Origin of the sequence: Wolbachia endosymbiont (group A) of Volucella bombylans (assembly GCF_964026965.1) — a bacterium.
Lineage (GTDB): Bacteria > Pseudomonadota > Alphaproteobacteria > Rickettsiales > Anaplasmataceae > Wolbachia > Wolbachia pipientis.
In genome coordinates this window covers 336,382-361,070 of sequence record NZ_OZ034717.1, presented here as the reverse complement: position 1 = coordinate 361,070, position 24,689 = coordinate 336,382, and the positions used below count along the sequence as shown (strand labels likewise).

22 protein-coding genes and 1 tRNA gene are annotated in these 24,689 nt (G+C 34.3%); 14 read left to right on the top strand and 9 right to left on the bottom strand.

Going from position 1 to position 24,689, the window contains the following annotated elements; translation table 11 throughout:
• Positions 1–260 precede the first annotated feature (260 nt).
• From AAGD51_RS01865 to AAGD51_RS01855, 3 genes are read right to left on the bottom strand one after another with little or no spacing between them, the layout of a single operon-like run.
• On the bottom strand, positions 261–410 hold the full coding sequence (locus tag AAGD51_RS01865; protein WP_236514320.1) for a hypothetical protein: 150 nt from the start codon (positions 408–410) through the stop codon (positions 261–263).
• 54 nt (positions 411–464) lie between these two features.
• The gene (locus AAGD51_RS01860) at positions 465–2,183 is read right to left on the bottom strand and encodes a monovalent cation:proton antiporter-2 (CPA2) family protein (RefSeq protein ID WP_077190578.1); all 1,719 of its coding nucleotides are present in this window, start codon (positions 2,181–2,183) and stop codon (positions 465–467) included.
• A 5-nt stretch (positions 2,184–2,188) separates the two neighbouring features.
• Positions 2,189–2,761 (bottom strand): thioredoxin family protein, encoded by a 573-nt coding sequence (locus tag AAGD51_RS01855; RefSeq protein ID WP_006279694.1) that lies wholly within the window; start codon positions 2,759–2,761, stop codon positions 2,189–2,191.
• A 108-nt stretch (positions 2,762–2,869) separates the two neighbouring features.
• On the opposite strand from AAGD51_RS01855, the gene tmk reads away from it, so the two are divergent.
• On the top strand, positions 2,870–3,460 hold the full coding sequence (gene tmk / locus AAGD51_RS01850) for a dTMP kinase (protein ID WP_236515193.1): 591 nt from the start codon (positions 2,870–2,872) through the stop codon (positions 3,458–3,460).
• Here tmk and AAGD51_RS01845 read toward each other — a convergent pair.
• The 4 genes from AAGD51_RS01845 to AAGD51_RS01830 all read right to left on the bottom strand — a co-directional run bounded on the left by AAGD51_RS01845 (position 3,453) and on the right by AAGD51_RS01830 (position 8,087).
• Positions 3,453–4,121 (bottom strand): hypothetical protein, encoded by a 669-nt coding sequence (locus AAGD51_RS01845; RefSeq protein WP_236514319.1) that lies wholly within the window; start codon positions 4,119–4,121, stop codon positions 3,453–3,455. The two genes, tmk and AAGD51_RS01845, sit on opposite strands and share 8 nt — an antisense overlap.
• 155 nt (positions 4,122–4,276) lie before the next feature.
• Positions 4,277–6,115, bottom strand: coding sequence for an ATP-dependent zinc metalloprotease FtsH (gene ftsH / locus AAGD51_RS01840; RefSeq protein ID WP_236514318.1), 1,839 nt, complete (start codon positions 6,113–6,115; stop codon positions 4,277–4,279).
• Between the two features lie 12 nt (positions 6,116–6,127).
• A complete protein-coding gene (tilS, locus tag AAGD51_RS01835; protein WP_236514317.1) occupies positions 6,128–7,423 on the bottom strand; it encodes a tRNA lysidine(34) synthetase TilS in 1,296 nt (431 codons plus the stop codon).
• A 184-nt stretch (positions 7,424–7,607) separates the two neighbouring features.
• Positions 7,608–8,087: an OmpA family protein gene (locus tag AAGD51_RS01830; protein WP_010081889.1), complete on the bottom strand. Its 480-nt coding sequence runs from the start codon at positions 8,085–8,087 to the stop codon at positions 7,608–7,610.
• 275 nt (positions 8,088–8,362) lie between these two features.
• On the opposite strand from AAGD51_RS01830, the gene AAGD51_RS01825 reads away from it, so the two are divergent.
• From AAGD51_RS01825 to AAGD51_RS01785, 9 genes are all read left to right on the top strand, one after another.
• Positions 8,363–9,784 carry a carboxypeptidase gene (locus tag AAGD51_RS01825; RefSeq protein ID WP_341810480.1) on the top strand — a complete coding sequence of 474 codons (1,422 nt, stop codon included), beginning with the start codon at positions 8,363–8,365 and terminating at the stop codon, positions 9,782–9,784.
• A gap of 23 nt (positions 9,785–9,807) precedes the next feature.
• A complete protein-coding gene (locus tag AAGD51_RS01820) occupies positions 9,808–10,884 on the top strand; it encodes a rod shape-determining protein (RefSeq protein WP_236514315.1) in 1,077 nt (358 codons plus the stop codon).
• A 316-nt stretch (positions 10,885–11,200) separates the two neighbouring features.
• Complete coding sequence (gene mnmA / locus AAGD51_RS01815) at positions 11,201–12,313, top strand: tRNA 2-thiouridine(34) synthase MnmA (RefSeq protein WP_341810479.1); 1,113 nt, start codon at positions 11,201–11,203, stop codon at positions 12,311–12,313.
• A 649-nt stretch (positions 12,314–12,962) separates the two neighbouring features.
• Positions 12,963–14,210 (top strand): hypothetical protein, encoded by a 1,248-nt coding sequence (locus tag AAGD51_RS01810; protein ID WP_236514314.1) that lies wholly within the window; start codon positions 12,963–12,965, stop codon positions 14,208–14,210.
• Positions 14,211–14,285: 75 nt separating this feature from the next.
• Positions 14,286–14,801 carry an inorganic diphosphatase gene (ppa, locus tag AAGD51_RS01805; protein WP_077188435.1) on the top strand — a complete coding sequence of 172 codons (516 nt, stop codon included), beginning with the start codon at positions 14,286–14,288 and terminating at the stop codon, positions 14,799–14,801.
• A gap of 725 nt (positions 14,802–15,526) precedes the next feature.
• Positions 15,527–15,617, top strand: a tRNA-Ser gene (locus AAGD51_RS01800).
• A gap of 184 nt (positions 15,618–15,801) precedes the next feature.
• On the top strand, positions 15,802–16,947 hold the full coding sequence (locus AAGD51_RS01795) for a SurA N-terminal domain-containing protein (RefSeq protein ID WP_077190587.1): 1,146 nt from the start codon (positions 15,802–15,804) through the stop codon (positions 16,945–16,947).
• Between the two features lie 97 nt (positions 16,948–17,044).
• Positions 17,045–17,665: a hypothetical protein gene (locus AAGD51_RS01790; protein ID WP_006279429.1), complete on the top strand. Its 621-nt coding sequence runs from the start codon at positions 17,045–17,047 to the stop codon at positions 17,663–17,665.
• The gene (locus tag AAGD51_RS01785) at positions 17,649–18,200 is read left to right on the top strand and encodes a 5-formyltetrahydrofolate cyclo-ligase (protein ID WP_077188443.1); all 552 of its coding nucleotides are present in this window, start codon (positions 17,649–17,651) and stop codon (positions 18,198–18,200) included. Before AAGD51_RS01790 ends, AAGD51_RS01785 begins: the two co-directional genes overlap by 17 nt.
• A 32-nt stretch (positions 18,201–18,232) precedes the next feature.
• Here the strand turns inward: AAGD51_RS01785 and AAGD51_RS01780 are convergent, their stop codons facing one another.
• On the bottom strand, positions 18,233–19,270 hold the full coding sequence (locus AAGD51_RS01780; RefSeq protein ID WP_077188444.1) for a hypothetical protein: 1,038 nt from the start codon (positions 19,268–19,270) through the stop codon (positions 18,233–18,235).
• A 136-nt stretch (positions 19,271–19,406) separates the two neighbouring features.
• Here AAGD51_RS01780 and elbB point away from each other — a divergent pair, with 136 nt between their 5' ends.
• Positions 19,407–20,114: an isoprenoid biosynthesis glyoxalase ElbB gene (gene elbB, locus AAGD51_RS01775; RefSeq protein WP_022626165.1), complete on the top strand. Its 708-nt coding sequence runs from the start codon at positions 19,407–19,409 to the stop codon at positions 20,112–20,114.
• Positions 20,115–20,289: 175 nt separating this feature from the next.
• Positions 20,290–20,598, top strand: coding sequence for a hypothetical protein (locus tag AAGD51_RS01770; protein ID WP_039963709.1), 309 nt, complete (start codon positions 20,290–20,292; stop codon positions 20,596–20,598).
• Positions 20,599–20,600: 2 nt separating this feature from the next.
• Here the strand turns inward: AAGD51_RS01770 and AAGD51_RS01765 are convergent, their stop codons facing one another.
• Positions 20,601–22,445, bottom strand: a complete 1,845-nt coding sequence (locus AAGD51_RS01765; RefSeq protein WP_077188445.1) for a peptidoglycan D,D-transpeptidase FtsI family protein — start codon at positions 22,443–22,445, stop codon at positions 20,601–20,603.
• A 20-nt stretch (positions 22,446–22,465) separates the two neighbouring features.
• Between AAGD51_RS01765 and ispH the strand changes: the two genes are divergently transcribed.
• Together ispH and AAGD51_RS01755 are read left to right on the top strand one after the other, a co-directional pair.
• Entirely contained in the window at positions 22,466–23,395 is a 930-nt protein-coding gene (gene ispH, locus AAGD51_RS01760; RefSeq protein ID WP_236515192.1) for a 4-hydroxy-3-methylbut-2-enyl diphosphate reductase, read from the top strand.
• Positions 23,396–24,031: 636 nt separating this feature from the next.
• Entirely contained in the window at positions 24,032–24,289 is a 258-nt protein-coding gene (locus AAGD51_RS01755; RefSeq protein ID WP_065095159.1) for a hypothetical protein, read from the top strand.
• Positions 24,290–24,689 lie beyond the last annotated feature (400 nt).

Below are 24,689 nucleotides of genomic sequence, written 5' to 3'. Positions count from 1 at the left end.
CCAATCTGGATCCCAGTGGGCTTTGTTGCATCGCTACTTATGAAAGGCTAACTATAGTTAGGATTATAAGCAACCTATTGAAAATCTTGTTTTTTGCAATCAATCTGATCAAATTTAAGAATAGTAATTTGTTATTTATATTAATAAATTTAATTCTATTGAAAATAGCTAAAGCATTGAAATTCTTGAATTTTAGCCAGATTAGTGAGTGGTAGTGAAATTTCTTTTACTCAAATTTAGGTATTCACTGACCGTTCTTGTTATAAATACCAGAATAATAAGCTACTGATATTCCCTATCTTTTTTATCTTTAATCCATCATAGCTAGCGATGCAACAAAGCCATCCCAGTGTCACGCACTGGGATGACAAGAAAGGGAGCACTGGAATTTTTGTTTCAGCATTAGCCATGCATCTGACCTCAACAAAGCTTGAAGCTTTCTGTACATAAAATTAGAGAAGTAGTTATTCATCTTTATCACTACCAAGGTCTTTTAACATACTATAATTGCCTTTTCTAAATCTACTTTTTAAAGACGTAACTCCACTTTCGCTAATACCACTAAGGCTCAGTGCAGCTCCACCTAGCTGCAATCCTATCTCAGATGTTTCAGGAATAATTTTACTAGCTCCTAGATCTCTATAAACCTCCACATTACTCAGATCTGGTAAGCGTATTACAATATTTACATGCGGAAAATTTGCTGCAACTAAAGAAACAACTTTTTTTATAGTAACTTCATTCTTTATTGAAATAACGAGAGCTTGAGCTCTTTCTATTCCTACCGATTTTAAAATTTCACATCTTGTAACATCTCCAAGATATATAGGAAAACTATCACTTTTTCCTTCTTTGACTATTTTCGATTGAATATCTACAACAACGTAACTTAAATGCTCTGCAGTAAGCATTTTTGTTACCATATATCCCACTCTACCAAATCCAGCAACTATCACATGGTTATAAAGATCTTGTGTATCTGTTTCAACAGCTTCATCATCTAATATTGTTTTCTCAGTGCTAAATGAGTTTGCTATCCAATCTCCAAGCCCCGATAAAAGAGGAGTGAAAGCCATGGTTACTGTAGTTACCATCATAAGTACTTGAGCGATTTCACTTGGTAGCACATTTAGCTCATCTGCTAAGCGAAATAAAATAAACGCAAATTCACCGCCTTGTGAAAGCAGTAACCCAGCTTGTATAGCAGGTGCACTCTTAAACCCAAAAAATCTACACAATATATATATGATAGATGTTTTTAAAACGATAAGGATAATCGATAATAAGGTGATTAGTGGTAACTTATTGAGTAAAAGTTCGGTATTGATGGACATACCAACAGTCATGAAAAATAAGCCAAGAAACAAATCTTTAAATGGTAGTACCGCGTGTTCCACTGAGTGTCTGTATTCTGTTTCTGCAACTAACAATCCAGCGACAAATGCACCTAATGCCAACGATAAATGGAATTGCTCAGTAATAAATGCTGCTCCTAATACTATTAAAAGCGTTGTTGATATAAAGACCTCATTACTTTCCATTTTAGCAATAACCGAAAATAAAGGTCTAAGCAATAATCTACCAGTTATAAATATCAGCACTAATGCAATAGCTGCTTGCACCAATGAACCTGCCAATGAGCTTATCAGGCTGTGCTCAGAATTGCCAGTAAGTAAAGGTACCAATACTATCAATGGTACCACTGCAAAATCTTGCATTAATAGCACTGCTATCGACAATCTACCAACCTGACTTGCTTGAGAACCTTTTTCTTGCAGAACCTGCAACACTATTGCTGTTGAGGATAGCGCAAGCCCACCACCAATAACTGTTGCTATATTCGTATTCACTCCGAAAGCAAGAGCGATGCACCATATTGCTACCATGGTAACTATAACTTGAAGAGAACCGAACCCAAATACATGAATACGCATAGCGATCAGGCGTTCAAATGTCAATTCAAGGCCTATAATGAATAATAGAAAAACTACACCAAATTCTGCAAGATTATCCATTGCTTCAGCTGAGTGTATCAGATTAAATCCGTGAGAACCAATAACTGCACCTGCAACGAAGTAACCAAGCACTGGACTAATATTCATTTTCCAAAATGCTATGACTATAAACACAGCAGCAGAAAGTAAAATTATAATATCAAACAAATGCTGAGAGCCACTGTGCATGATATTTAACCTGTAGAATTAGACCATTTAATTGAGCAGCCAATACTTGATTTTTGGTCAATTGGAGAATTACCAGTTTCTGCAATAAATTTCATAGCTTGAAATAAGTCACTACTTCCTACTTCATAGCTTTGAACCTTTTCTTTTTTTGTGTCGTTAAAACGTCCACGATAGCAAAGGTTTAAATTGGAATTAAAGCCGAAAAAGTCAGGAGTGCAAACAGCCCCGTATTCTTTAGCTATTTTCTGTGTACTATCAATTAAATATGGAAATGTAAACTTATTTTCCTTGGCAAAATTAATCATATTTTCAAAGGAATCTTCTGGATATTCATTTACATCATTTGGCATTATTGCAATGGTGTTTACCTGATAATCTTTTTTCAATTGATCAACATCGCTTACCAGATTGCTAATAATTGACTGAACGTAAGGACAGTGATTGCATATAAACATTATAATAAGACCATTTTTTCCACAACAGTCACTTAATGCATAATATTTATTGTCTACTCCCAAAAGATTAAAATCTTTTGCAGTAAAACTAAAATCAACTTTAGGAGTATTCAGAGCAACCATAGACTATTATTATACCACATGTAATTTACGGTCTTATTATTTAAATGTCAAACGGTTTCTATGTATACTGTTTGCATATTCTTTTTTAGTATTATAATTATAAAACTTATGTTCATAACTTTCGAAGGAATAGACGGCTCTGGTAAAACAACACAATCTAAGCTACTTGCAAATCATTTTAAGCAAATTCGCGGCGAAAATAATGTGGTATTGACTCGAGAACCAGGTGGCACTAACTTTGCAGAGAAGGTAAGAGGAGTATTGTTAACGAATAATATTGATTCTATTTCTGAACTCTTGCTACTTATCTCGATGAGGCGCGAACATATGAAAAAATTAATATTACCAGCTCTTGCAGAAGGAAAAATAGTGATTTGTGATCGGTTTATTGATTCAACTATTGCATATCAAGGATATGGGTTTGGAGTTGACTTAGGGCTAATAAGGGACTTACATAAGCTAGTGGAAATTAAATGTCCAGATATTACATTTATTCTAGATATTGATGTTAAAGTTGGGTTAAATAGAGCAAAAGACAAGAATAAATATGAAGAAATGGATGTTAATTTTTACAATAAGGTCAGAAAAGGATTTCAGGAAATAGCCATAAAAGAGCCCGTTAGGTGCAGTGTTATCACTGGAATTGAAACAAAAAATGATAATCACGTACACAATGAAATTATTGATAAAATCACCTAGCTTGTGATAGAAAATTATCAATTTCAGGTAACATTATTTCATATGAATAACTTTTTGTTTGAGTAGCTAAAAAATCCTGTATTTTGTCTGGATCTTCTTCACTTATCATCTTATATGCCCTTGCGAGGTTCATTAATTCACTTCTATTTTTTTTATTGCTTACTTCAGTAATAGTAAAAAATTGATCAAAATGGTCTAAGAGGTCTTTATTTTTTATTGAAGACACAATATCGTCAATTTCTTTCACATATAATGCAAGTTTGTGTGCTTTACTACGATCTTCAAAACAAAGATTAACAAGCACGTTGCGAAACCTATCTTTCGTAGTACTTCTCACTTCTGCTAATAAGGACTTAATATTTTCTTTGCAATGCACTCTCTTTACCGATTCAGCCGGTTCAACCATACCAAGAACATTCTTTACCAAAGATTTTTCTTCACAACTAAATATGAACATGTAATAACCCATCGATAAAGTGAAGAGCAAGAACATAGCCGGAAGTAAAAACGGAGCTAATACATTTTGTGACGCAGGGAAAATAAACCAGGTAACAGTTGCTATTGACACAGTTACAAATAATCCTGATAAACATAATTGTGCTTTTCTTCTATAATTCTGATCAATAACTGTACTTACACCAATAGAAGCTATATCAATCATTACTCACACCTCATTAAACATTAATACCAACTGAATGATAGCATTATTGTGATGAAAATGCAATATTATGAATATTTTAATACAATTTATATTGACAGTTACAATTCTAAATTGTTTTATTGCAGCGTTAGCTGATTAACATTTTTAAGATGAGGTCAACTCTCATAGAGAGAGGATTTTTTTATTTTCTCATTCTTCTCATTTTCCTCTCTAACAATTTTTTTTCCATTTAATATGTCCTTTATTTCATCTCCTGTTAAAGTTTCAAACTCCAGTAGATTTTCGGCAATGAGATCTAAGCCTTTCTTATGCTTGGTCAAAATCTCTTTTGCTTTTTCATAGCAAGAAGACACAACTTTCTTCACTTCTTCATCTATAAGTTTTAACGTATCTTCAGAAATTATCTCAGAACCATGCATGGTTTGTTCGCGATTGTGATAGATCGGACCTATTTTGTCACTCATTCCCCATTTTGTTACCATAGCGCGTGATAAATCAGATGCTTGTTTTATATCCGAAGATGCACCGCTTGTGACTTTATCGTAGCCAAAAATTAGCTCCTCTGCCACTCTTCCACCCATAGCAACAGTAATATCTGCTATCATCTTTTCTCTTGTGAGGGACACTCTATCTGTTTCTGGTAGTCTCATAACTAAACCGAGTGCTCTACCGCGTGGAATAATTGTTGCCTTGTGTATAGGATCAGAAGCAGGCATATTAACAGCAATTATCGCATGACCAGCTTCATGGTATGCAGTCAGTCTCTTTTCCTCTTCTGTCATAATTAGGGATCGTCTTTCTACGCCCATCATCACTTTATCACGTGCATATTCAAAATCGTCCATGGTAACAATCTTCTTGTTTCTTCTTGCAGCAATAAGTGCAGATTCGTTCACTAAATTTGCTAAATCAGCTCCAGAAAAGCCTGGTGTTCCTCTTGCAACTGTTTTCACGTTTACATCTGGTGCTATTGATATTTTCTTTATATGAGTATTTAATATCTTTTCACGCCCATTTATATCGGGTAAAGAAATAGTAATCTGTCGGTCAAAACGACCAGGTCTAAGCAGTGCTGGATCTAAGACATCCGGACGGTTAGTCGCAGCAATTATTATTACACCTTCATTAGACTCAAAGCCATCCATCTCAACTAATAACTGATTTAATGTTTGTTCTCTTTCATCATTGCCGCCACCAAGACCAATGCCACGATGTCTACCCACCGCATCTATTTCATCTATAAAAATTATACAAGGAGCATTTTTCTTGCCTTGATCAAACATATCACGAACACGACTTGCACCAACACCCACAAACATTTCAACAAAATCAGATCCAGAAATACTAAAGAATGGCACATTAGCTTCTCCTGCAATTGCACGAGCAAGTAAAGTTTTACCAGTTCCAGGAGAGCCAATCAAAAGGCACCCTTTTGGTATTTTTCCACCTAATATTTGAAATTTTTGCCTTTGTTTAAGAAAATCAACGATCTCTACTAGCTCTTCTTTTGCTTCATCAATTCCGGCAACATCATCAAATGTTACTTTTTTTCCACTAGTAATGAGTCTAGCCCTTGACTTGCCAAAGCTTATAGTTCTGTTGCCCCCCGCTTGTGTTTGTTTAAGAAAGAATAGCAAGAAGCCAATAAAGATAAATGTTGGGACCCATGAGATAAGTAATCCACCAATTACGTTCATGGCAGAATCTCCAGTTGAAAAGGAGAATCTCACTTTTCTATCATGTAAATTTTTTATTAGGTCGCTATATATGACACCGCTTGAATTGAAACTTGAACCGTCCCTGAACTTGCCTTCAATGCTCTGGTTTTTTATGACAATATTTTCTACATCATTGTCTTCTAATCTAGTTAAAAATTCCGAAAAAGGTATAATTGTTTTACTTTTACCTACATTTCCGCTGAACTGAATATAAGCAACTGAAATAAGAACAATAATTACTAACCAGATCAATAAGCCTTCTAAAAATTTTTTCATTTCTATTTCTAACTAAATACTAATCAAGCTTACCAAATTTTGTTTTATCGTGCTATTAATAATGCATTGAACCTTATCGTCATTGGTATTTTTTCCGTTATAATTTACATCAGGATAAGCAAGCACCTTTCCATCTTTTAGCACTACAGGCAAAGAATAGAAAACTTCAGGGCAGCAGTTGTAATCCTTCAGAAATTCAGGAACTTTTTGTGTTTTTTTTAATGGAGCGATGATAACTGAACACTCTTGATTTCCGAGTATTGTGCAGCTAAATCTGTTATCCCATTGAGTAGATTCATTTAAAGGTAGGTTTAAGGTAATTTCTTGTATCTTTGACGATTCTCTAATTATCAAGATATTTTCTCCATGTTTTCTTATTTTACACCCAGAAAGTGTACAGTTAACATTACTATCCTTTTGCAATATTTTATTAAATATTACGATAAGGCTGTTGTACCTTGGTTTATAATGTTTACTGGCAATTGCCATTATGGAGTAAAGAAGAAGCCTCAAGGCTATTTCCTCTGGCAATTGATAAAACTCACTTAGTTTAATTTCAATATAACCAAGATCATGCACATTAACGCAGTCATTAAACGCAAGGCGTGTGTAGTGCATCAACGCTTTTGCAGCTCTTTTCATATGAAGGGCTGTGAGGCATATTCGCTCTGTTAAAATCTCTTGATTATCACTTGCTTTAAGTAAGTTACGGTATAAAGTTCGCCTGTATTTTAAGTCATAGTTGCTTCTATCTTCGATCCATTTTAACCGATGAAGCTTAGCGTACTTTTCTATTTCACTACGACTAAAATTTAACAATGGCCTAAATATATAAATACCATTTAGGAAAGACTTGTAGTCCATTGATGATAATCCATCTACGCCACTACCTCGCTCTAATCTTAACAAGAACGTTTCTGCTTGATCATCTTTGTGATGAGCAACAAGTAAATATTTAACATTATTATTTTTACACCACTCTGCTAGTAACTTATACCGTGCTTTTCGTGCCTGTAACTGAATATTGCCTTTAATATTTTGCTTCTCCCAATTTAATATGAACGATTCCTTTGCTCCAAGTTCCTTTGCATAACTTACAACAAAATCAGCTTCTTTTTGAGACTCTGGACGTAACCCATGATTTACTGTTAATGCTGTAGGAAGTGAAAGCTTGTTTTTTTTTGCCCAGTTAGTCATTAAGTGCAGTAAGACTATACTATCTACACCACCTGATACTGCAACTGCAACTTGATTGTTATAGAAAGCAAAACTATTAACCACATTTTGAAATAATAACTCTAATTCCATTATGTATCTTGATGGCCAGACAGGTCAGATCTCTTACGTCATACCGCGACTTATTTGTGGTATATATAGATCCCGCTAACAAGCAACGAAATATGACAAGTTTGTCCTTTTTTGTCTACCCCAGTGCCCTTTCTTTATGTCATCCCAGTGTTTGACACTGGGATCCAGGTTTTAATGCAAGAAACTATTTCTTTATTCCAGAAAATGAAAATTCCACTCTACGATTTTTAGCATGCTCTTTTTCATATTTAGAATTTCTAGAATCATCTTTTACATTAACCAAAGGCTCAGTTTCACCTTTAGAAGCAGTTTTTATTCTGTTTTCTATGTAGGGTGTACAACTAACCATAAATTTTTTAGCTGCATCTGCCCTTCTAGCACCTAGCGCAAGATTATATTCATGAGAACCACGGTTGTCAGTGTGACCAGTTAAAGTAACCTTCGCGTCAGGGTTATCTTGTAACACCTCCATTACGTCAAGTAATGCATCTGCACTTACTTCAGCAATACTAGATTCATCATAACCAAAGAAAACTCTTTTATCACCTATCTGCTTAACAACAGAATTTATTTTATTTGTTGTATTTGCTCCTTTTTTTGGGCAAGAACTTACACCAGTAAGTAATAAACAAAAACAGCACATTATAACCAGTCTACTCCACATTACTAAACCTCCATAAATTTTAAATAGTGCGTAACTTTAATTTCAGTAGCTAATATCTCTCCATATTGTAATATAGTCAAGAGAAATAAAATACTAAATACTTTTTCTACAACCTTACAATTAATTTTCCTATAATATGCTGGACTCTGAGTAGAAAAATCCAATAAAAGAATAAAAAGTACAATTTTTTATTGTACTTTAAGCAAATATACTTTTAACTTTATTATTAATCTGTTACGGTATTAAACAGATGTTTTCTAAAATAATGAACAAATATGCAATCTTATAAGTTTTTAGAGGAAGTATTATATAGGGTAAAGAATATCGAAAATACGCTAAAAGTACTAAACCAAAGCCAATTGAATATAGAGGACAAAGTTGAACAAATGAGCCTTCTAGAAGAAATCAGACATGAAATTATCTCTCATGACGTAATAAAGGAATCATTAGCAGATGCTCTTGGTAACAAAAAAAGTGCAAATACTCAGCAGCTAAAGTTAATAGAGAGAATACATAAGAGCAACAGTGCTGTTCCTATTGATTTAGTAAAATCTTTGTCCAAAGCTAAAGTTGAATGCCAAAGTTTATGGAGGCTAACCAATTCTGAAGCCAGTAACTTGGAAAAACTAAAAGAACGTTTTACTGATTTAATCAAACTCATTCGCGAAGTAGCTTCTATAAAATCGCAGCAATTAAAATGCTCAAAATACGACTCACTGCTTGCTGACTATGACTCTGATATCACAGAAAAGAATATAAAGGAAATATTTCCCAAGGTAGGCAAATTCTTTAGTGGAAATGTAGATAAAATAATTGAAAAGCAGAAAAAGGATAAGGTTACTAATATAAAAAAAGTTGCTACTCAGAAGCAGATTGAACTTGGCTCGTCATGTTTACAGCAAATGGGTGTCGCACTGCATGAGGTTCGTACTTCTTATTACTACCCTATAGATTATGATGAATCTGACTTTTGTTATGGTTTATTTTCTCTTTTACGGCATAGTGGTTATGCAATTTATCAAAAATGTTTAGCGCAAAATTCTATAAGTAGCCCAATTACGAGACATGTTATGTATGAAACTCAAGGGTTATTCATGGAAAGGATGATTGGAACATCCAGAGAATTTATTGAGTTTATTCAACCACACATAAAAGAGAAATTTGCTATAAAAGGCAAAACTAACGAGAAAGTTAGCAGTGTTGAAAATTTGTACTTGATTTTCAATGAAATAAACCTTTCTTCTTTTTTAAAAAATGCAGATGAATTTAGTCTGTTAGCTCATATTATGTTGAGAACTAGGTTAGAACAAGATATAATAAATGGTACATTGGAAGTCAAAGACCTGCATGATGCGTGGCTGGAAGGTATGAAGCACTATAAAATTCCAGTAAAAGCTGAAAATGAGCTAAACACTTATTTTCAAGATGAATATTGGGCAAGCGGTGTTATGGGCTACTTTCCTATAAAAATTATTGCTTTAATTGCTGCTGTGCAGATTTTCTCTTGCGTTAAAAAGAATCATTACGAATCATTAAGTGCTATAATAAAAGGAGATTTTAGTTTACTTATCAGTTGGTTATCTCAAAATATATACAGTGCAAAGTGTGGCCTGGAACTGCTAAAAAAAGTAACAGGTAAGGGTTTAGACGTTGAGTGCTGCATTAGCTACTTATCTGGAAAGTATAATTTGTCTTAATAAATGATTTTCTTGAGTTGCGTATGAATTTTGTTCGAAAATTAACCGAAAAGTTTTGTAGTCTTTTCACTTTCAAAGGTTTATTTGCTAGCGATATTGCTATAGATCTTGGCACTGCAAACACTTTAGTTTATCAGAAAAATCAGGGAATAGTGCTTGATGAGCCTTCAGTTGTAGCAAGAATAAAAGAAAAAGGAAGCTACGTTCCTTATGCTTTTGGTAAAAAAGCTAAAATGATGCTTGGAAAAACGCCTGGAGAAATAGAGGCGATAAGGCCCTTAAAGGATGGAGTTATTGCTGATTTTAAAAGTGCGGAAGAAATGCTAAAATATTTCATACGCAGTGCAAACACAAAATTCACTGTTAATAAACCTAATATTATCATATGCGTTCCATCTGGATCCACGCCAGTTGAAAGGCGTGCTATACAAGATGCAGCAGAAAGTGCTGGTGCAAATGAAGTATTTTTAATTGAAGAACCAATGGCTGCAGCAATCGGAGCTGGGCTCCCGGTTACTGAACCTGAGGGTTCTATGATTGTTGATATAGGAGGCGGTACAACTGAAGTTGCAATTATTTCTTTAGGCGGAATTGTTTATTCACGTTCTGCCAGAGTAGGTGGCGATATTATGGATGAAGCAATAAAATCATATATTCGTGAAAATCATAAGTTATTAATCGGTGAAACAACCGCTGAGAAAATTAAGAAAAGCATAGGTTCAGCCAGTCTGCCAGGTGAAAATAACAAAGAGGGAATGATAATTAAAGGCAGGGATTTAGTGAGTGGCATGCCAAAAGAAATGCTTTTATCAGAATACCAAGTTGCAGAGAGTTTAATAGAGCCTGTACATCAGATAATTTCTGCTATTAAGACTGCGCTGGAGAGCACTCCACCTGAACTTTCTTCTGATATAGTCGATAGAGGAATAGTTTTATCCGGTGGTGGTGGATTATTACGTAATCTAGGTAAAGTTATCAGTGAAACAACAAAATTACCGGTTCGTGTTGCAGATGACCCACTTTGTTGTGTTGCCTTAGGTAGTGGAAAAGTGCTTGAAAACATGGATTATTTTGGCCATGTTTTATTCAAGCAAGATTAAATTATTTTTGAAGGTAGTTTATCGAATTGTTTTGATGGAATTATGTAATATAAATGAGATCCCAGTGTCATGCACCAAGTAATTTGAAGGCAACTTCTAGCAGAAAAGGGTGTCATCCGAGTAGCTAACACTGGGATCCAGGAAACTTGATTACAAATAAATATGCTGTTTTAATGAATTTGTGTAATAGAAGCTAGATTCCAGTGTCAGCTACTTTCATGACATTATCTACTATGTAAATTGCCCCCAAATCAAAACGTTTGCACAGTTGTATGTTGGAATGACACAAGATTTGCGTTTATAAATTAAGGCGGTTATGCTAAAAGAATTTGAAATTGAACCTCTGCTAAAAGATAAAACTCCGCACCAGACTAAGGCTGTTGTTGCAATGTCCGGGGGAGTTGATAGCTCGGTTGCTGCAGCACTGCTACATAACCTTGGGTACCAGGTGATAGGTGTGACTCTTCAACTCTATGGCACTGACGGTAATGCTAACGCAAGAAAGGGTGCATGCTGCGCTGGACAGGATATTTATGACGCTAAGCGTGTAGCTGAAAGTGTTGGCTTTCCTCACTATATTTTAAACTATGAGGAAATATTCAAAAAGGAAGTAATAGAGGATTTTGCGAGTACCTATATGCGTGGGGAAACTCCCATACCATGCGTGAGATGTAACCAAACGGTAAAATTTCGTGATCTATTACAAGTTACAAAAAATCTTGGTGCGGATGTGCTCGTAACAGGACATTACGTGAGAAGGTTAGAAAAAAATGGTGAGGTAAAGTTGTGCAGAAGCATTGATAAAAGTAAAGATCAAAGTTATTTTTTGTTTGCTACAACTCAAGAGCAATTGAAGCTTTTGCGATTTCCACTAGGTGGGTTCTATAAAAGTGATATAAGAAAATTAGCAAAGTATTTCAGCTTACAAATTTCTGAAAAGCCGGACAGTCAAGATATATGCTTTGTTTCCGAAAGCTATAGTAAAACAATAGCTAAATTAGCTCCACAATCTGTACAGAAAGGTAAAATAGTGGATGTTAATGGAAAAGTGCTAGGCGAGCACAGTGGCATAGTAAATTTTACAGTGGGGCAAAGAAAGGGCTTGGGTATCGCACACAATGAACCTCTTTATGTGATAAAAATTAATACAGAAAATAATGAGGTTATAGTAGGTCCGATCAACGTATTAATGCAAAAAAAAATATTGATCAAGGAGTTAAATTGGTTAGAACAACCAAAGGAAGGTATGGAAGTAACTGTGAAGCTGAGATCATCACATGCGGGAAGTTTAGCAATAATACATTCAACTGACGAAAAAAATAAAGCCTGTGTCATTTTAAACGACGATTACTTTGGCATCAGTCCAGGTCAAGCCTGTGTAGCGTATAAAGATGAGCAAGTTATCGGCGGTGGATGGATATGCTCTTAACTAAAAGCTTTAATGCAGAGTGTAAACATACAATAGACTTCTTGCATAACCATATAACATTGGGAATAGAAACAAAAAAACTTGCTTGACAAACTCCGCCAGCCCCCTTATCATGAAACTGAAGCTATTTATTTATCTTCTCTGTACAGATTAAATGACAAAAAAACTCACGTATCTGGCGTCTCATGTTTAATTTTTTGCACTATGTGCACTCTATGTCTTTATCAAATTTCTGGGTTTTTACCTACACAAGCTGAAATACGCTTATAAAGCATTTAAAACATTAAAAAACGCCAACTTAAAAAATGGATAGTGAATAACTAGCTACCCTAGGGTTTCTTTTGCCTTTTTTTTCATTTGGTAAATTTCTTAATGTTTGTAGCTAAACGACAACCGTCATCCCGCTGCTTGTTAGCGGCTAAGAGATACCGCGAATGAATCGCGGTATGACGGTTCGCGGCGGCATAAAGATAAGTCTCGTCATCCCGCTGCGTGTTAGCGGGATCTCTTGTTAGTGGCTGAGATACCGCGGCGGTATAGCTATACCTTTTTCTACTTAGTTTGGGTTATGCAAGAAGTCTAATAACATTTATTGCTATTTTGCCATGTATCCCTTATACTATAAAGTAGAACATTATAGGTTTTAGCAATGGTTAAAGAAGTTGAAGAATTAATAAAAATTGTTGGCAAGGGCAATTTATTAGAGGCTTTGTTTATTCGTTGGGGCAGTTATCAACATGCTGGATTAAAATGGAGAGATCATAGAAATCATTTTGGTTTGCCTGAATTCATTGGAAAAGAAAAAGAACCATTAGATAAGTATTTTAACTTAAAGTTTAGTCTACAAGGGCTATTCTTAATTTATGCTCAAGCTTATAGAATTCTTATAGAAAATGTTCAGCTCAATACTCAAGAAGTAATCGACAAGATATATATGTCAGTTAGCAAGGGTGAATTAGAGGAACAGTTAAGTTCAATAATTAGTGGTGAGCAATCAACAGAAGATCAAAAAAAATTAAAGCTTCTTAATATTTTAGCGAATCCAAAAGGCAAAACTTTATTTAACAATAATAATGATTTTGAGAAACAAGTACTTAATAATGTTAAAAAGTTACTAAAGATAAATTATGCAAATGAATTTGATAAAGAATTTAGCTTATGTAAAGAAGTAATCGATCACTATTATTCTATCCACAATATAAAAGTAGATAAAGATATAGCATTACTATTTTCTAGTTATGGCATATTTTCTATACATACCAAAGATAATGATATTTTATCGCTTAATCAATATATTAATGAGAAAGCTAAAATGATCAATACACCACTGTATTTTGATTACATTGTGAGATTATCACAAATGTTAAGCAAAATCGAGTTACTAAGTAGAGATGGAACCATCAAATATACAGCCGACTGTGAAAATATGGATTGGCAAGAGGAAGAATTGAAAATGAATGGATTAATATGTCCTATAAATACAAAAAACACCCTAGAGCAACTGTTAAAAAACCAAAATAGTGATGAATTTGAACAATTAATAACGAGCCCTGAGAATATATACTACTCAGTGTTGCCAGAAGAGAATGAATATAGGCCAGATCTCATTGTCAGCAAGAAAAAAGAAAAGGACCATAAAAACACAGTCTGTAAACTTATTTTAGGTATGTTTGTATTATCTGTTGGGTTATATGTTGCTGATTATTTCTTTATGGAGCAAAAATTGTTCAACTCAATAAAAAATGTTTTGCCACAAGACAACCTTACTAACCTGATAGTTGGTGCGGTGCTTACTATTGTAATAGTATATGCTTTATTTCAATTATCACAGAAACCACCACTTTCAACAGTCGATGATGTGCAGAATAAAAAATTAGAACCGCTCCATGCAAAATAAGCTTAGAACTACATAAATGTAGCAACTTAAAAGCACATATTGTATAATGCTTATTCTTAAGTTAAGAGGTAATTTATGGATTTAAGTAAAATAACAGCGGGACCAAATGCGGTGAATGTGGTAATTGAAATAAGTGCAAATGCTGAGCCTGTAAAGTATGAATTTAATAAAGAGCTTGGGTTGTTACAAGTTGACAGATTTTTATCTACCTCAATGACTTATCCTTGCAATTATGGATTTATACCAAATACCTGCGCAGGTGATGGTGACCCTGTGGATGTTTTGGTGCTAACTCAATTTCCCTTAGCATCTAGTGTTTTAATATCGGTACGTCCAATAGGCGCATTACTCACTAAAGATGAAAAAGGAGAAGATGAGAAAATATTAGCAGTGCCTGTTTCCAGTGTTGATAGCTATTATGACAATATAAAGAACTATTCTGATTTATCTAAAAATCTACTAGATAAAATTACTCATTTCTTTTCTCATTATAAAGATCTAGAAAAGGGAAAAACAGTAGCAGTTGGAGAATGGGTTGGTGTAGAAGAAGCAAAACAAATTGTTGCAAGCTCTATTAAAAGCGGAAATTAGTTTTTGTTGATTTATAGCTAAAGTGGCTCTACGATTTGAAAAACAACAAATTCGTCATTCCGCTACGTGTTAGCTGATGAGATACCGCCCACAACTGTACGAACATTGCAATATGGCACATAGTAAACGATGTCATCCCAGTGCTTGACACTGGGATGGCTTTGTTGCATCGCTAGCTATGATGGATTAAAGATAAAAAAGATAGGGAATATCAGTAGCTTATTATTCTGGTATTTATAACAAGAACGGTCAATGAATACCTAAATTTGAGTAAAAGAAATTTCACTACCACTCACTAATCTGGCTAAAATTCAAGAATTTCAATGCTTTAGCTATTTTCAATAGAATTAAATTTATTAATATAAATAACAAATTACTATTCTTAAATTTGATCAGATTGATTGCAAAAAAACAAGATTTTCAATAGGTTGCTTATAATCCTAATTATAGTTAGCCTTTCATAAGTAGCGATGCAACAAAGCCCACTGGGATCCAGACTTTCCGTAAAAACGTTATATTTTAACATAACACTTATATGCTCACCAACTTAGTGCTAATCAAAATCCTGGATCCCAGTGTCTGGGCACTGGGATGACAAGAAAGGGAGCACTGGAATTTTTGTTTCAGCATTAGCCATGCATCTGAACAGATACAAATATTGCAATTAAAAGCATTAGACAGGCGGTAGAGGTCTTGGTATTATATAATCTTTAGGTTCTAAATTTGGAAGGGTGGCCGAGCGGCTGAAGGCGGCGGTTTGCTAAACCGTTATACGACCCAAAAGTCGTATCGAGGGTTCGAATCCCTCTCCTTCCGTATACTGTTTTGAGCACGGTCTAAATTCGCTATATTAGCATGTTTTTAGCCTATTTACCAGCGTACCTGATTTTGTTGCAATGGTTTTTATTTCCATTGTCACTGAGATCACTATTAAAAAGTTGGCTAGCATTGACTCAGTATTTATTATAGAATTGGTTATTAACTAAACAACTTTACTTGTATGTATAAAATACTAATCTTACTGTTGATAGTGTTGCCACTTAGGTTGCTTGCAACCGAGATTGAAATTGTTGCAGATGTAAATGGTGAACCAATTTCAAATTTAGATATCGAAAAACGCATCAACTTTATAAATTCATTGTTTGGCACTCAAAGTGTTAATCAAAAAGAAGCAAAGCCTCAAGTGCTTAGGGAGCTAATAGACGAAATTATCATTATCAATGAAGCACAGAGGCTGAATATAAAATTGAGCAACGAGGAGTTAGATAATGCTATTATGTTATTTTTAACCCAAAGTTTTAAACTTAAGGCTAATGAAGTTGATCAATACATAGAGAAGCATAATATAGATCTTGGTATTTTAAGAAAACAAATAAAATGTCAGTTACTGTGGAGCAAAATTATTGAAGTAAGAATTGTGCCATTTATTAATATAAGCGATAAAGAAGTAGATGATGTAAAAAGGCAAACAGAAAAGCCGGATTATCTTATCACGTTCCAAGAGTTTATAATTCCTGATCAAAAAGACAAGGACGTTTATGGTATAGCTGAAGATTTAGTAAAAAAATTACGCAACAGTAATAACCCAGAATCTCCAATAAAGATGCGTAAAGCAACAGTTAATTTAAGTCAGCTAAAAGGAAAACTCAAGAGCGTTTTAGAAGGATTAGAAACCAGCGACATAGCAGGTCCATTCAGTTTTAGTGAAGGTTACTCTGTTATAAAAGTAATAGATAAAGTACAACTTAATCATGCACTGCTGGAAAGCACTTTAAAATTAAAACAGATTGTGGTTGAAGGTTCAGAAAGTTTATTAGATAATCTCAAGGAGCAAAAAGTTAATTGTTTAAATTTTGATAAATTGGCAGATAATTTTAAGTTGCCAAACGCAAAGGAATTTGAAATAAAAATGCGAGATTTAAATCCTGATTTACAGATTTTATTTAGTAAAACAAGTGTGAATGAAATAGTAGAATTGAGAGAAAATGGCACTGCAAAGTTGATGATGTTGTGTGATATCAAGAGTAATGTAGCGGGTATAGAAGCAATCAAACAGAAAATGTACCAACAAAAGATTATGATACAAAGCAACTTGTTATTAGATGATATGCGTAAAAATGCAGCTATCAGTTATCGGTATAGTTGAAGTCAGAGAGTGTCCTTGTCTTTGTGTATAGAACTATATAAATTACTTTGTTCTATAAAATTTCAAAAAATTTGAACAAATGCAGTTAAAATAGCACATGAAGAATATAATGCTAATTGGTGGTGGAGTTGGAAATGCAGTGTTATTTTCGATAGGGAAGGCATGTCTTGAAAATAATAACAAGGTTTTGTACTTTGCTGGCTATAAGAAGTTAAGTGATGTATTTAAACGAGCACTGATAGAGCGTGCATCAAATGCAGTAGTTTGGGCATGTGAAGAAGGATTGATAGAAACAAGCAGAGATCAAGATAAATCCTTTCATGGTAATATAGTTGATGCAATAGTCTCTTATCAACAAGGAAGATTAGGTATTAATTTGAACGTTATAGATAAAATTATCACTATTGGTTCTGACAAAATGATGAAAGCTGTGAATGAAGCTAGAAAAACAATTTTAAAGCCATATCTGAAATCAGGCCACATAGCGATATCATCAGTTAATTCTCCTATGCAGTGTATGATGAAAGAAATCTGCGCTCAGTGTGTGCAGCAACATATAAATGCGAAAACAGGAGAAAGGAGTTTTGTTTATAGTTGCAGTAATCAAGACCAGGATATGGGGTGTGTTGACTTTGACTTTTTAAGTGAGCGCTTGAAGCAAAATAGTTTACAAGAAAAACTTACTGCAAAATGGATAGATCATGTTCAAAGATATTAAACAGCACAAAAAGGAAATAAGAGAGCAATATAGAGCTATAAGAAAAGATATTGATGAAAGTTATTCCAGTTATGCGGCAAATTCCCTTATTAATCTCTTTAATCAGAACTTAAGCTACGTTAAAGGCAAAACAATAGCAGCTTACATTCCAATGGATGAGGAAATAGATGTTGTGCCTTTGATGCATAGTTTACTCGATTTAGATTATAAAGTAGCAATTCCTAATAAAAATAAGTTACTAAAATTTGAGGAATGGAACGAAACAAATGAAGATGTAATTCCCGACACAATCATTACTCCTGTTATTGCTTTTGATGATCATTTTAATAGATTAGGTTTTGGCGGTGGTTGGTATGATACAATGATAGAAAAACTGCGGCCACTTGGAAAAATATTTATAGGTGTAGCCTATGAGAAACAATATTGTAAAGATTTACCTGTAGAAAAACATGATCAAAAATTGGATATTATAATCACTGAGATGTGTGTTAGATGTGGAAGTGGATTGCTCAAGAAAGTGGATAGAAAGGAGTAGATCCCTATCTTTCCCATTCCCTCCCCAAGCCATCAGAGGGTTTTATTTTCTTCTTCACTCACTCGTTCAGTACTTGAATCACCTAATTGAGAATCTGGCTCCATTTCCTGAGCTTTCTCATTAACTTTTTGTTCTACATCTTCTATTTTACCGTTACCAATAGCCATAATTGCAGGTTGAAATTTATTTATAAGATCATTAAGTGCTTTCATATCTGCTACATGAGTACTGAGGCCCTTTTCCAGAAGTCTGCTCATATCATCTTCTGAAAAATTTTGAATGGTTCCATTCTTTACTAACTCTTGTATAGCAGATCGCTGCCTTTCATTTTGAAGCATTTCTAATATTTTTTTCCCATCATCAAAACCTTTTTTAGCGTCAACGCCTTCGTTATCTTTAAGACTAATGTTTGCAATAGTTTCAAGCACGTTTGTTCTTAATCTACTAAAGTTATTCTCTCTGTCTTGAATCGTAGGTAATTTATCTATTAAATCCTTATATGAACTTTTTACTGCTTTTCCTGTTTCAATCGCACCTTCTTTTATTTTTTCCCCTGCCTTTCCTATACCTATTCCTACATAACGTGCTCCAATAGCTACAAGCGCTATTAATGTAGCAAGCACAATAAGCGGAGAAAATGCTGCTCCTAATACCATTCCAGCAGAAGCTATTCCTATTTTTTCATTTGCAGATGCTGATTTAAAATAATTGACTAGATTGTCCAGCGGACCTTTATTATTATTTATAACATTACTTATTGCTTGCTGATTAACAGATTTTAACGCCTCTTCTATTATTTTTGAGTCAACGTTTTCAGAAGTTAACCCTTTAAGTGCTTCTTCAATGAGTTTTATAAATAATTCTTTATTTACTTCCTTTTGCAAGCCTTGGTCATTAATCGCTAAACCTAAATCTTTGAGGTTCATCCCTTTAACTTGTTCTGATAGGGTTGTAAATAACTCTTTTTTCCCCTCTTGTGAGGATTGTGCAATACTTTCTATTATATCTGAAATAGCTTTTCTTAGTTCTGGATAGTCAGTGTCAAAAAACATACTATTGCTAGATTCCATATTCAGCTTCGTTGATTATAAATATGCCTAATTATACATACTAATCATTAATTATATTATAATTGATATAACATACCCCTTTCCAAATATAGAATTTGTATTAAAATATCTAGATTATATGAAATCAAGGTACTTTATGGGTGAAAAAAAATTAAAAGCTGCTGTGGTCTTATCAGGGTGTGGTCACCTTGACGGTGCAGAGGTAAGAGAAGCGGTTTTAAGTTTGCTTGTGCTTGATCAGCAGGAAGTGGATGTTAAATGCTTTGCACCTGATATCAATATCACACAAGTTATGAATCATAGAACAAAAGAGGCAACAAAAGAAAAAAGGAATGTACTTGTGGAAGCAGCAAGAATCGCAAGAGGCGAAATATATGACTTAAAAGAAGCCAAAGCTGAAAATTTTGACATGCTAGTTGTACCTGGTGGATACGGGGTTGCGAAAAATTTATCTGACTTAGCTGAAAGTAAAGACATGGTGACAGTAATGCCTGAATTTGAAAGATTAGTTTCAGAATTTTTTGTTACAAAAAAGCCAATAGGAGCGATATGCATATCTCCAGCCATCATTGTTTCAATTTTAAGTAGCAAGATAGGTAAAGAAGAAAGTAAGGTTAAGGTAACTATAGGAGATGACAGAGAACAGTTGATAGAAAGGCTTGGCGGCGAGCACATAAAATGCGATACAGAGTTATCAATAGAAGACGAAGAACATAATGTATTTTCCTGTTCTGCTTATATGCGTAGCGACGAAAGTACATACTCTGTATATCAAGGGATAAAGCATATGATTGACAGCATGGTAAAAAAGATTAACAAAAAAACTAAACAGCCATTCCTATAAGGTGTACTAAATAAGACTTCTCTATTAATCACACAATTAACTGTTGAATTTTACATTTCTAGCTGTATTATGGCTACGTAGCTAAAGTAACTTAGGTTTATCGACGCTTTACTACTTGTTAGCGGTGTGGTGTAGTGGCCATATATGTTTAGTTCTTTTTTTTAAGGTATTTTGTATGTCAGATCTTTTCTATATTGAAACTACGTGTTGTGTGGACGGTCAGTGTGATGTCTATACAGGGGAAGTGAGTTTTAATGATGTCATGTTAGGCAAGTTCAGTCTAAATTCGTGCAGCGGGAAAGAAGCTATGATAAATCTAGACATTATTACATTCGATATTAATATCGCTATTGATGGTCAAAATGGAAAGACAATAAAAAAAGACCTTAAAGGTCTTGAATTTGTAACTAAAGATGATGGTTCTTGGTATATTAATAAGGATTTTGGTAATGATAAATTTGAAATTATAGTAAAGCAATCATAATTTTACATCTCAGGTGTAACATTTAGTATAGGTGCTACTCTATTTATAATGTTTCTTACTATAGGCGCAGCAATTACTCCCCCGGTATGGTGCATCCCTTGAGGCTCATCAATAGCAATTAGCACTATGTACCTTGGGTCAAGCATAGTTAGCACTCCTATAAATGATGCTATGTTTGCATCTTTGCTATATTTACCATCTACAACTTTTTCCGCCGATCCAGTTTTTCCTCCTATTGAATATGCCTTTATTTTTGCTTTTCTGCCAGTGCCATCTGTTACTGCTGCACGTAATAATTTTCTCATTTCCCTGGAAGTTCTTCTTGAGATAATTTGCTCTCCTATACTTCTTTTATTCAACATCAAGGTTGCGTTATGAAATATCCCATTGTTGATTAATGCTGCTGCAGTTTGTGCAAGATGTATAGGAGTTACAGCTATGCCATAACCATAAGATGCTGTTATTAAAGTGTTTTCACTCCATTTATCCGGGATTATCGGTGTGGATTTTTCTGGTATTTCTATTTTCAAAGGAGAAAATAGCTTCATAGCTTTAAAGTATTCTACCTGTTTTTCAATACCTAGTTTGACTGCAATTTTTGCTGCACCAATGTTGGATGATTTTACAAATATATCTTGCACAGTAATTTTTGGAATTTTAGATTTATGAAAATCCTGAATTTTATACTTTCCAATGGTGATTGGTGTTGATACGTCATATAAATCGCTAGTTTTTGTAGCGTTCGCATCAAGCGCTGCGGCTATTGTAAAGTATTTTAATACCGACCCCATCTCATATACCCCAAGACTGGCGCGATTAAACTTTTGTACGTCTTCTGCCTTATTCTGTAAGTTGGGATTAAAATCAGGTAGGCTGACCATCGAGATGACTTCACTATTTCTCACATTTAAAACAATTCCTACTCCGCCAAGTGCCTGATATCTGCTTACAGCTTTAGTTAGCTCTTCATGCACTATGCTTTGCACTCGTGTATCTAAGGATAGTTGAACATATTGATCAGCAGAGCGTGACCATCCCTGTCGGATGACAGAAGATTGTGCAGAAGCTTGGTCTGGTGTCATTCCAGTGCACTGACACTGGAATCCAGTTTTATGCGCAATTTCATCACAAACATTGTTTTTGACATATGTTTCTGGAATCCGTTGTTCATCACGTAATTTGTCAGTATTTTTATATCTGGATCCCAGTGTCACGCACTGGGATGACACCATCTGTTGTGTGGGGAATTGTTGTGCAGGAATTGCTTTCAAGTTGCAACATTCATACAACTGTATATCAGGTACTTGGATAACAGAATGTTGTTTGTTTTTACTTATATATGCCTCAACTCCTGCAATACCGTTGCCATCTATGTCAGTATAACCAAGCACGTGTGAAAATAAATTACTGTGAGGATATATACGCTTTATGTCGTCATAAAAATTTACTCCTGGTACACCAGCGTTTTTGATCGCTAGTAATTCTTTTGGAGTCAAGTGCCGCTTTATCCAAGCAAATTTCTTTTCTGAAGTAAGTACTCTATATAAGTTCTTGTATTCGAGGTCATGCAAAGTAGAACACAGTTGTGCTGCTATACTTTCCGGATTCTTTACTTTGGTTGCATCTATATATAGTGATGTTGTGGGCACATTTGTTGCTATTACCACTCCATTTCTATCTAAAATATCAGGTTGTTTATGTACTATATTATCTTTTCTAAAATTTTCTGAAGTAGTAAGTTGATCAAATGTTAAAGAGAATATGCGAAAAATAATTATTATATAAAATATAAATAATGGTACTATAAAACACAGTGAGCGGAGCTTATTTTTAAGTAATGCTTGCATATTTACTTGATTTGACAAAAATGGAAATCATCTTAGCTGAACCACGAGGTTTTTGTGCCGGGGTAAAAAGAGCTGTGGACATATTAGCTATTACTTTAGAAAAATACAAAAACGAGCGCCAAGTTTATGTGCTACACGAAATTGTTCACAATAAATATATAGTAGAGGACTTTAAGAAACAAGGAGTGGTTTTTGTAAGCAGTATCGAGGAAATTGAAGATAATGAAGGAATACTGATCTTCAGCGCGCACGGAGTATCAAAAAATATAGAAGATGAGGCAAAAAGAAAGGTTATTCAAGTGATTGATGCAACATGTCCTTTAGTCAACAAAGTGCATAAAGAAGCAAAAAGGTATGAAAACAGTGGTAAAGAATTAATTCTCATTGGGCATGAAAACCATCCAGAAGTTAAGGGAATTAGGGGAAGAGTAAACAATCCTATCACTTTAGTGCAAACTTTGCAGGATGTATATGATTTAAAGGTTAAAGATCCAGATAATTTGTCTTATGTTACACAAACTACGTTAAGCATCGACGATACCCGTGACATTATTGCTGCCTTGAAATTAAGGTTTCCAGGCATAACAGGTCCAGATTTAAAGGACATATGCTATGCAACGCAAAACAGACAAAATGCTGTTAAAAAGCTAGCTGAAATTGTAGACATGGTATTAGTTGTAGGAAGTAAAAATAGCTCAAATTCAAACCGCTTATTAGATCTGTGCACTGCTAGAGGAAAAAGAGCCTACTTGATTGATAATTACAGATGTGTAAATAAAAGCTGGTTCCAGGGCGTAGAAAAGATAGGAATCACTGCAGGTGCTTCCGCTCCTGACATATTGGTTGATGAATTAATGGACTACCTAAAAGTAAACCTGAGTGTAAAAATTTCAGTTATGCCAGGTGGTATTATTGAAAATGTTCAGTTTAAAATACCGAATCTGGTTTAAAACACAACTTATCTACTAAGCTTCTCTTGAAATCACACAGACCAGCATCTATAGCTAAGACGTCATGCCGCGATTCATTAGACTTCTTGCATAACCATATAACGAACTTTTATTGGAAATAGAAACGAAAAAACTTACTTGACACCCTTCGCCAGCCCACTTATCATGATAGTGAAGCTATTGTATTTGCTTTCGCCAATCTGCAGATTAAAAGGTAAGGATTACTTAATGTATCGGCGTCTTATGTTCAATTTTTTGCAGTATATAGATACTGTATGTCTTTACAAAACTTCATCTACATCTAGATTTTTATCTAAATAAGCTGAACGCGCTTATAAAGCGTTACAAGACATCAAAAAATGCCAATACTCGACAGAGATAGTAAAAGACTAGCTAACTCGGGGATTCTTTGTCTTTTTTTCTGCTTAGTAAATTTCTTAAACATTTGCAGCGTAAGTTAGTTGCAATTAAAAGCAGCTGAATTTCGCTTGTCAAGCGTTTAAAACATAAAAAACGCCAATATTTTAAAGCGGATAATAACCCCAGGGCTTCTTTTGCCTTTTTTTTCGTTTGGTAAATTTCTTAAATATTTACGGCTAATATGAAGCTAAGTACGAACTTTGTTAAACACAACAAATGGTGTCATTCCAGTCTGGAATCCAGGAAAAAGAATGGTGTCATCCCAGTGCCCAAACACTGGGATCCAGTTTTCTTTACAAATTCACCAAAAGTGTTTCATTCTATAACATAAAACCCATACTCACCAAATCTAATGCATTACTTGCAATTAAGTTTCCTGGATCCCAGTGTCTGGGCACTGGGATAACAAAGGAGGACGTTATTCCAGTGCCAAGCACTGACCATTTCTGGTCTCTTAAATTGCAACTAATCTAAGTATTAAAAAATTTACCAAGCGAAAAAAAAGGCAAAAAAAGCCCGATGGTTGGCTAGTTACTTACATTATACTTTCAAGTATGGCGTTTTTTTATTCTAAACGCTTAATAACCGTGACTCAGCCGCTTTTAAGCCGCAACTAATCTAAATTATAAACGTTAAGAAATTTACTAAACAGAAAAAAAGGCAAAGAAACCCTAGGGTAGCTAATTATTCACTATCCATTTTTTAAGTTGGCGTTTTTTGATGTTTTAAATAGCGTATTTCAGCTTGTGTAGCTAGAAATTTGATAAAGACATGAGGTGCACATAGTGCAAAAAATTAAGCATGATTTACGCCAAATACATTAAGTTTTTTTGTCATTAATCCACTGCAGAGATTGCGAAGATAAATAAATAGC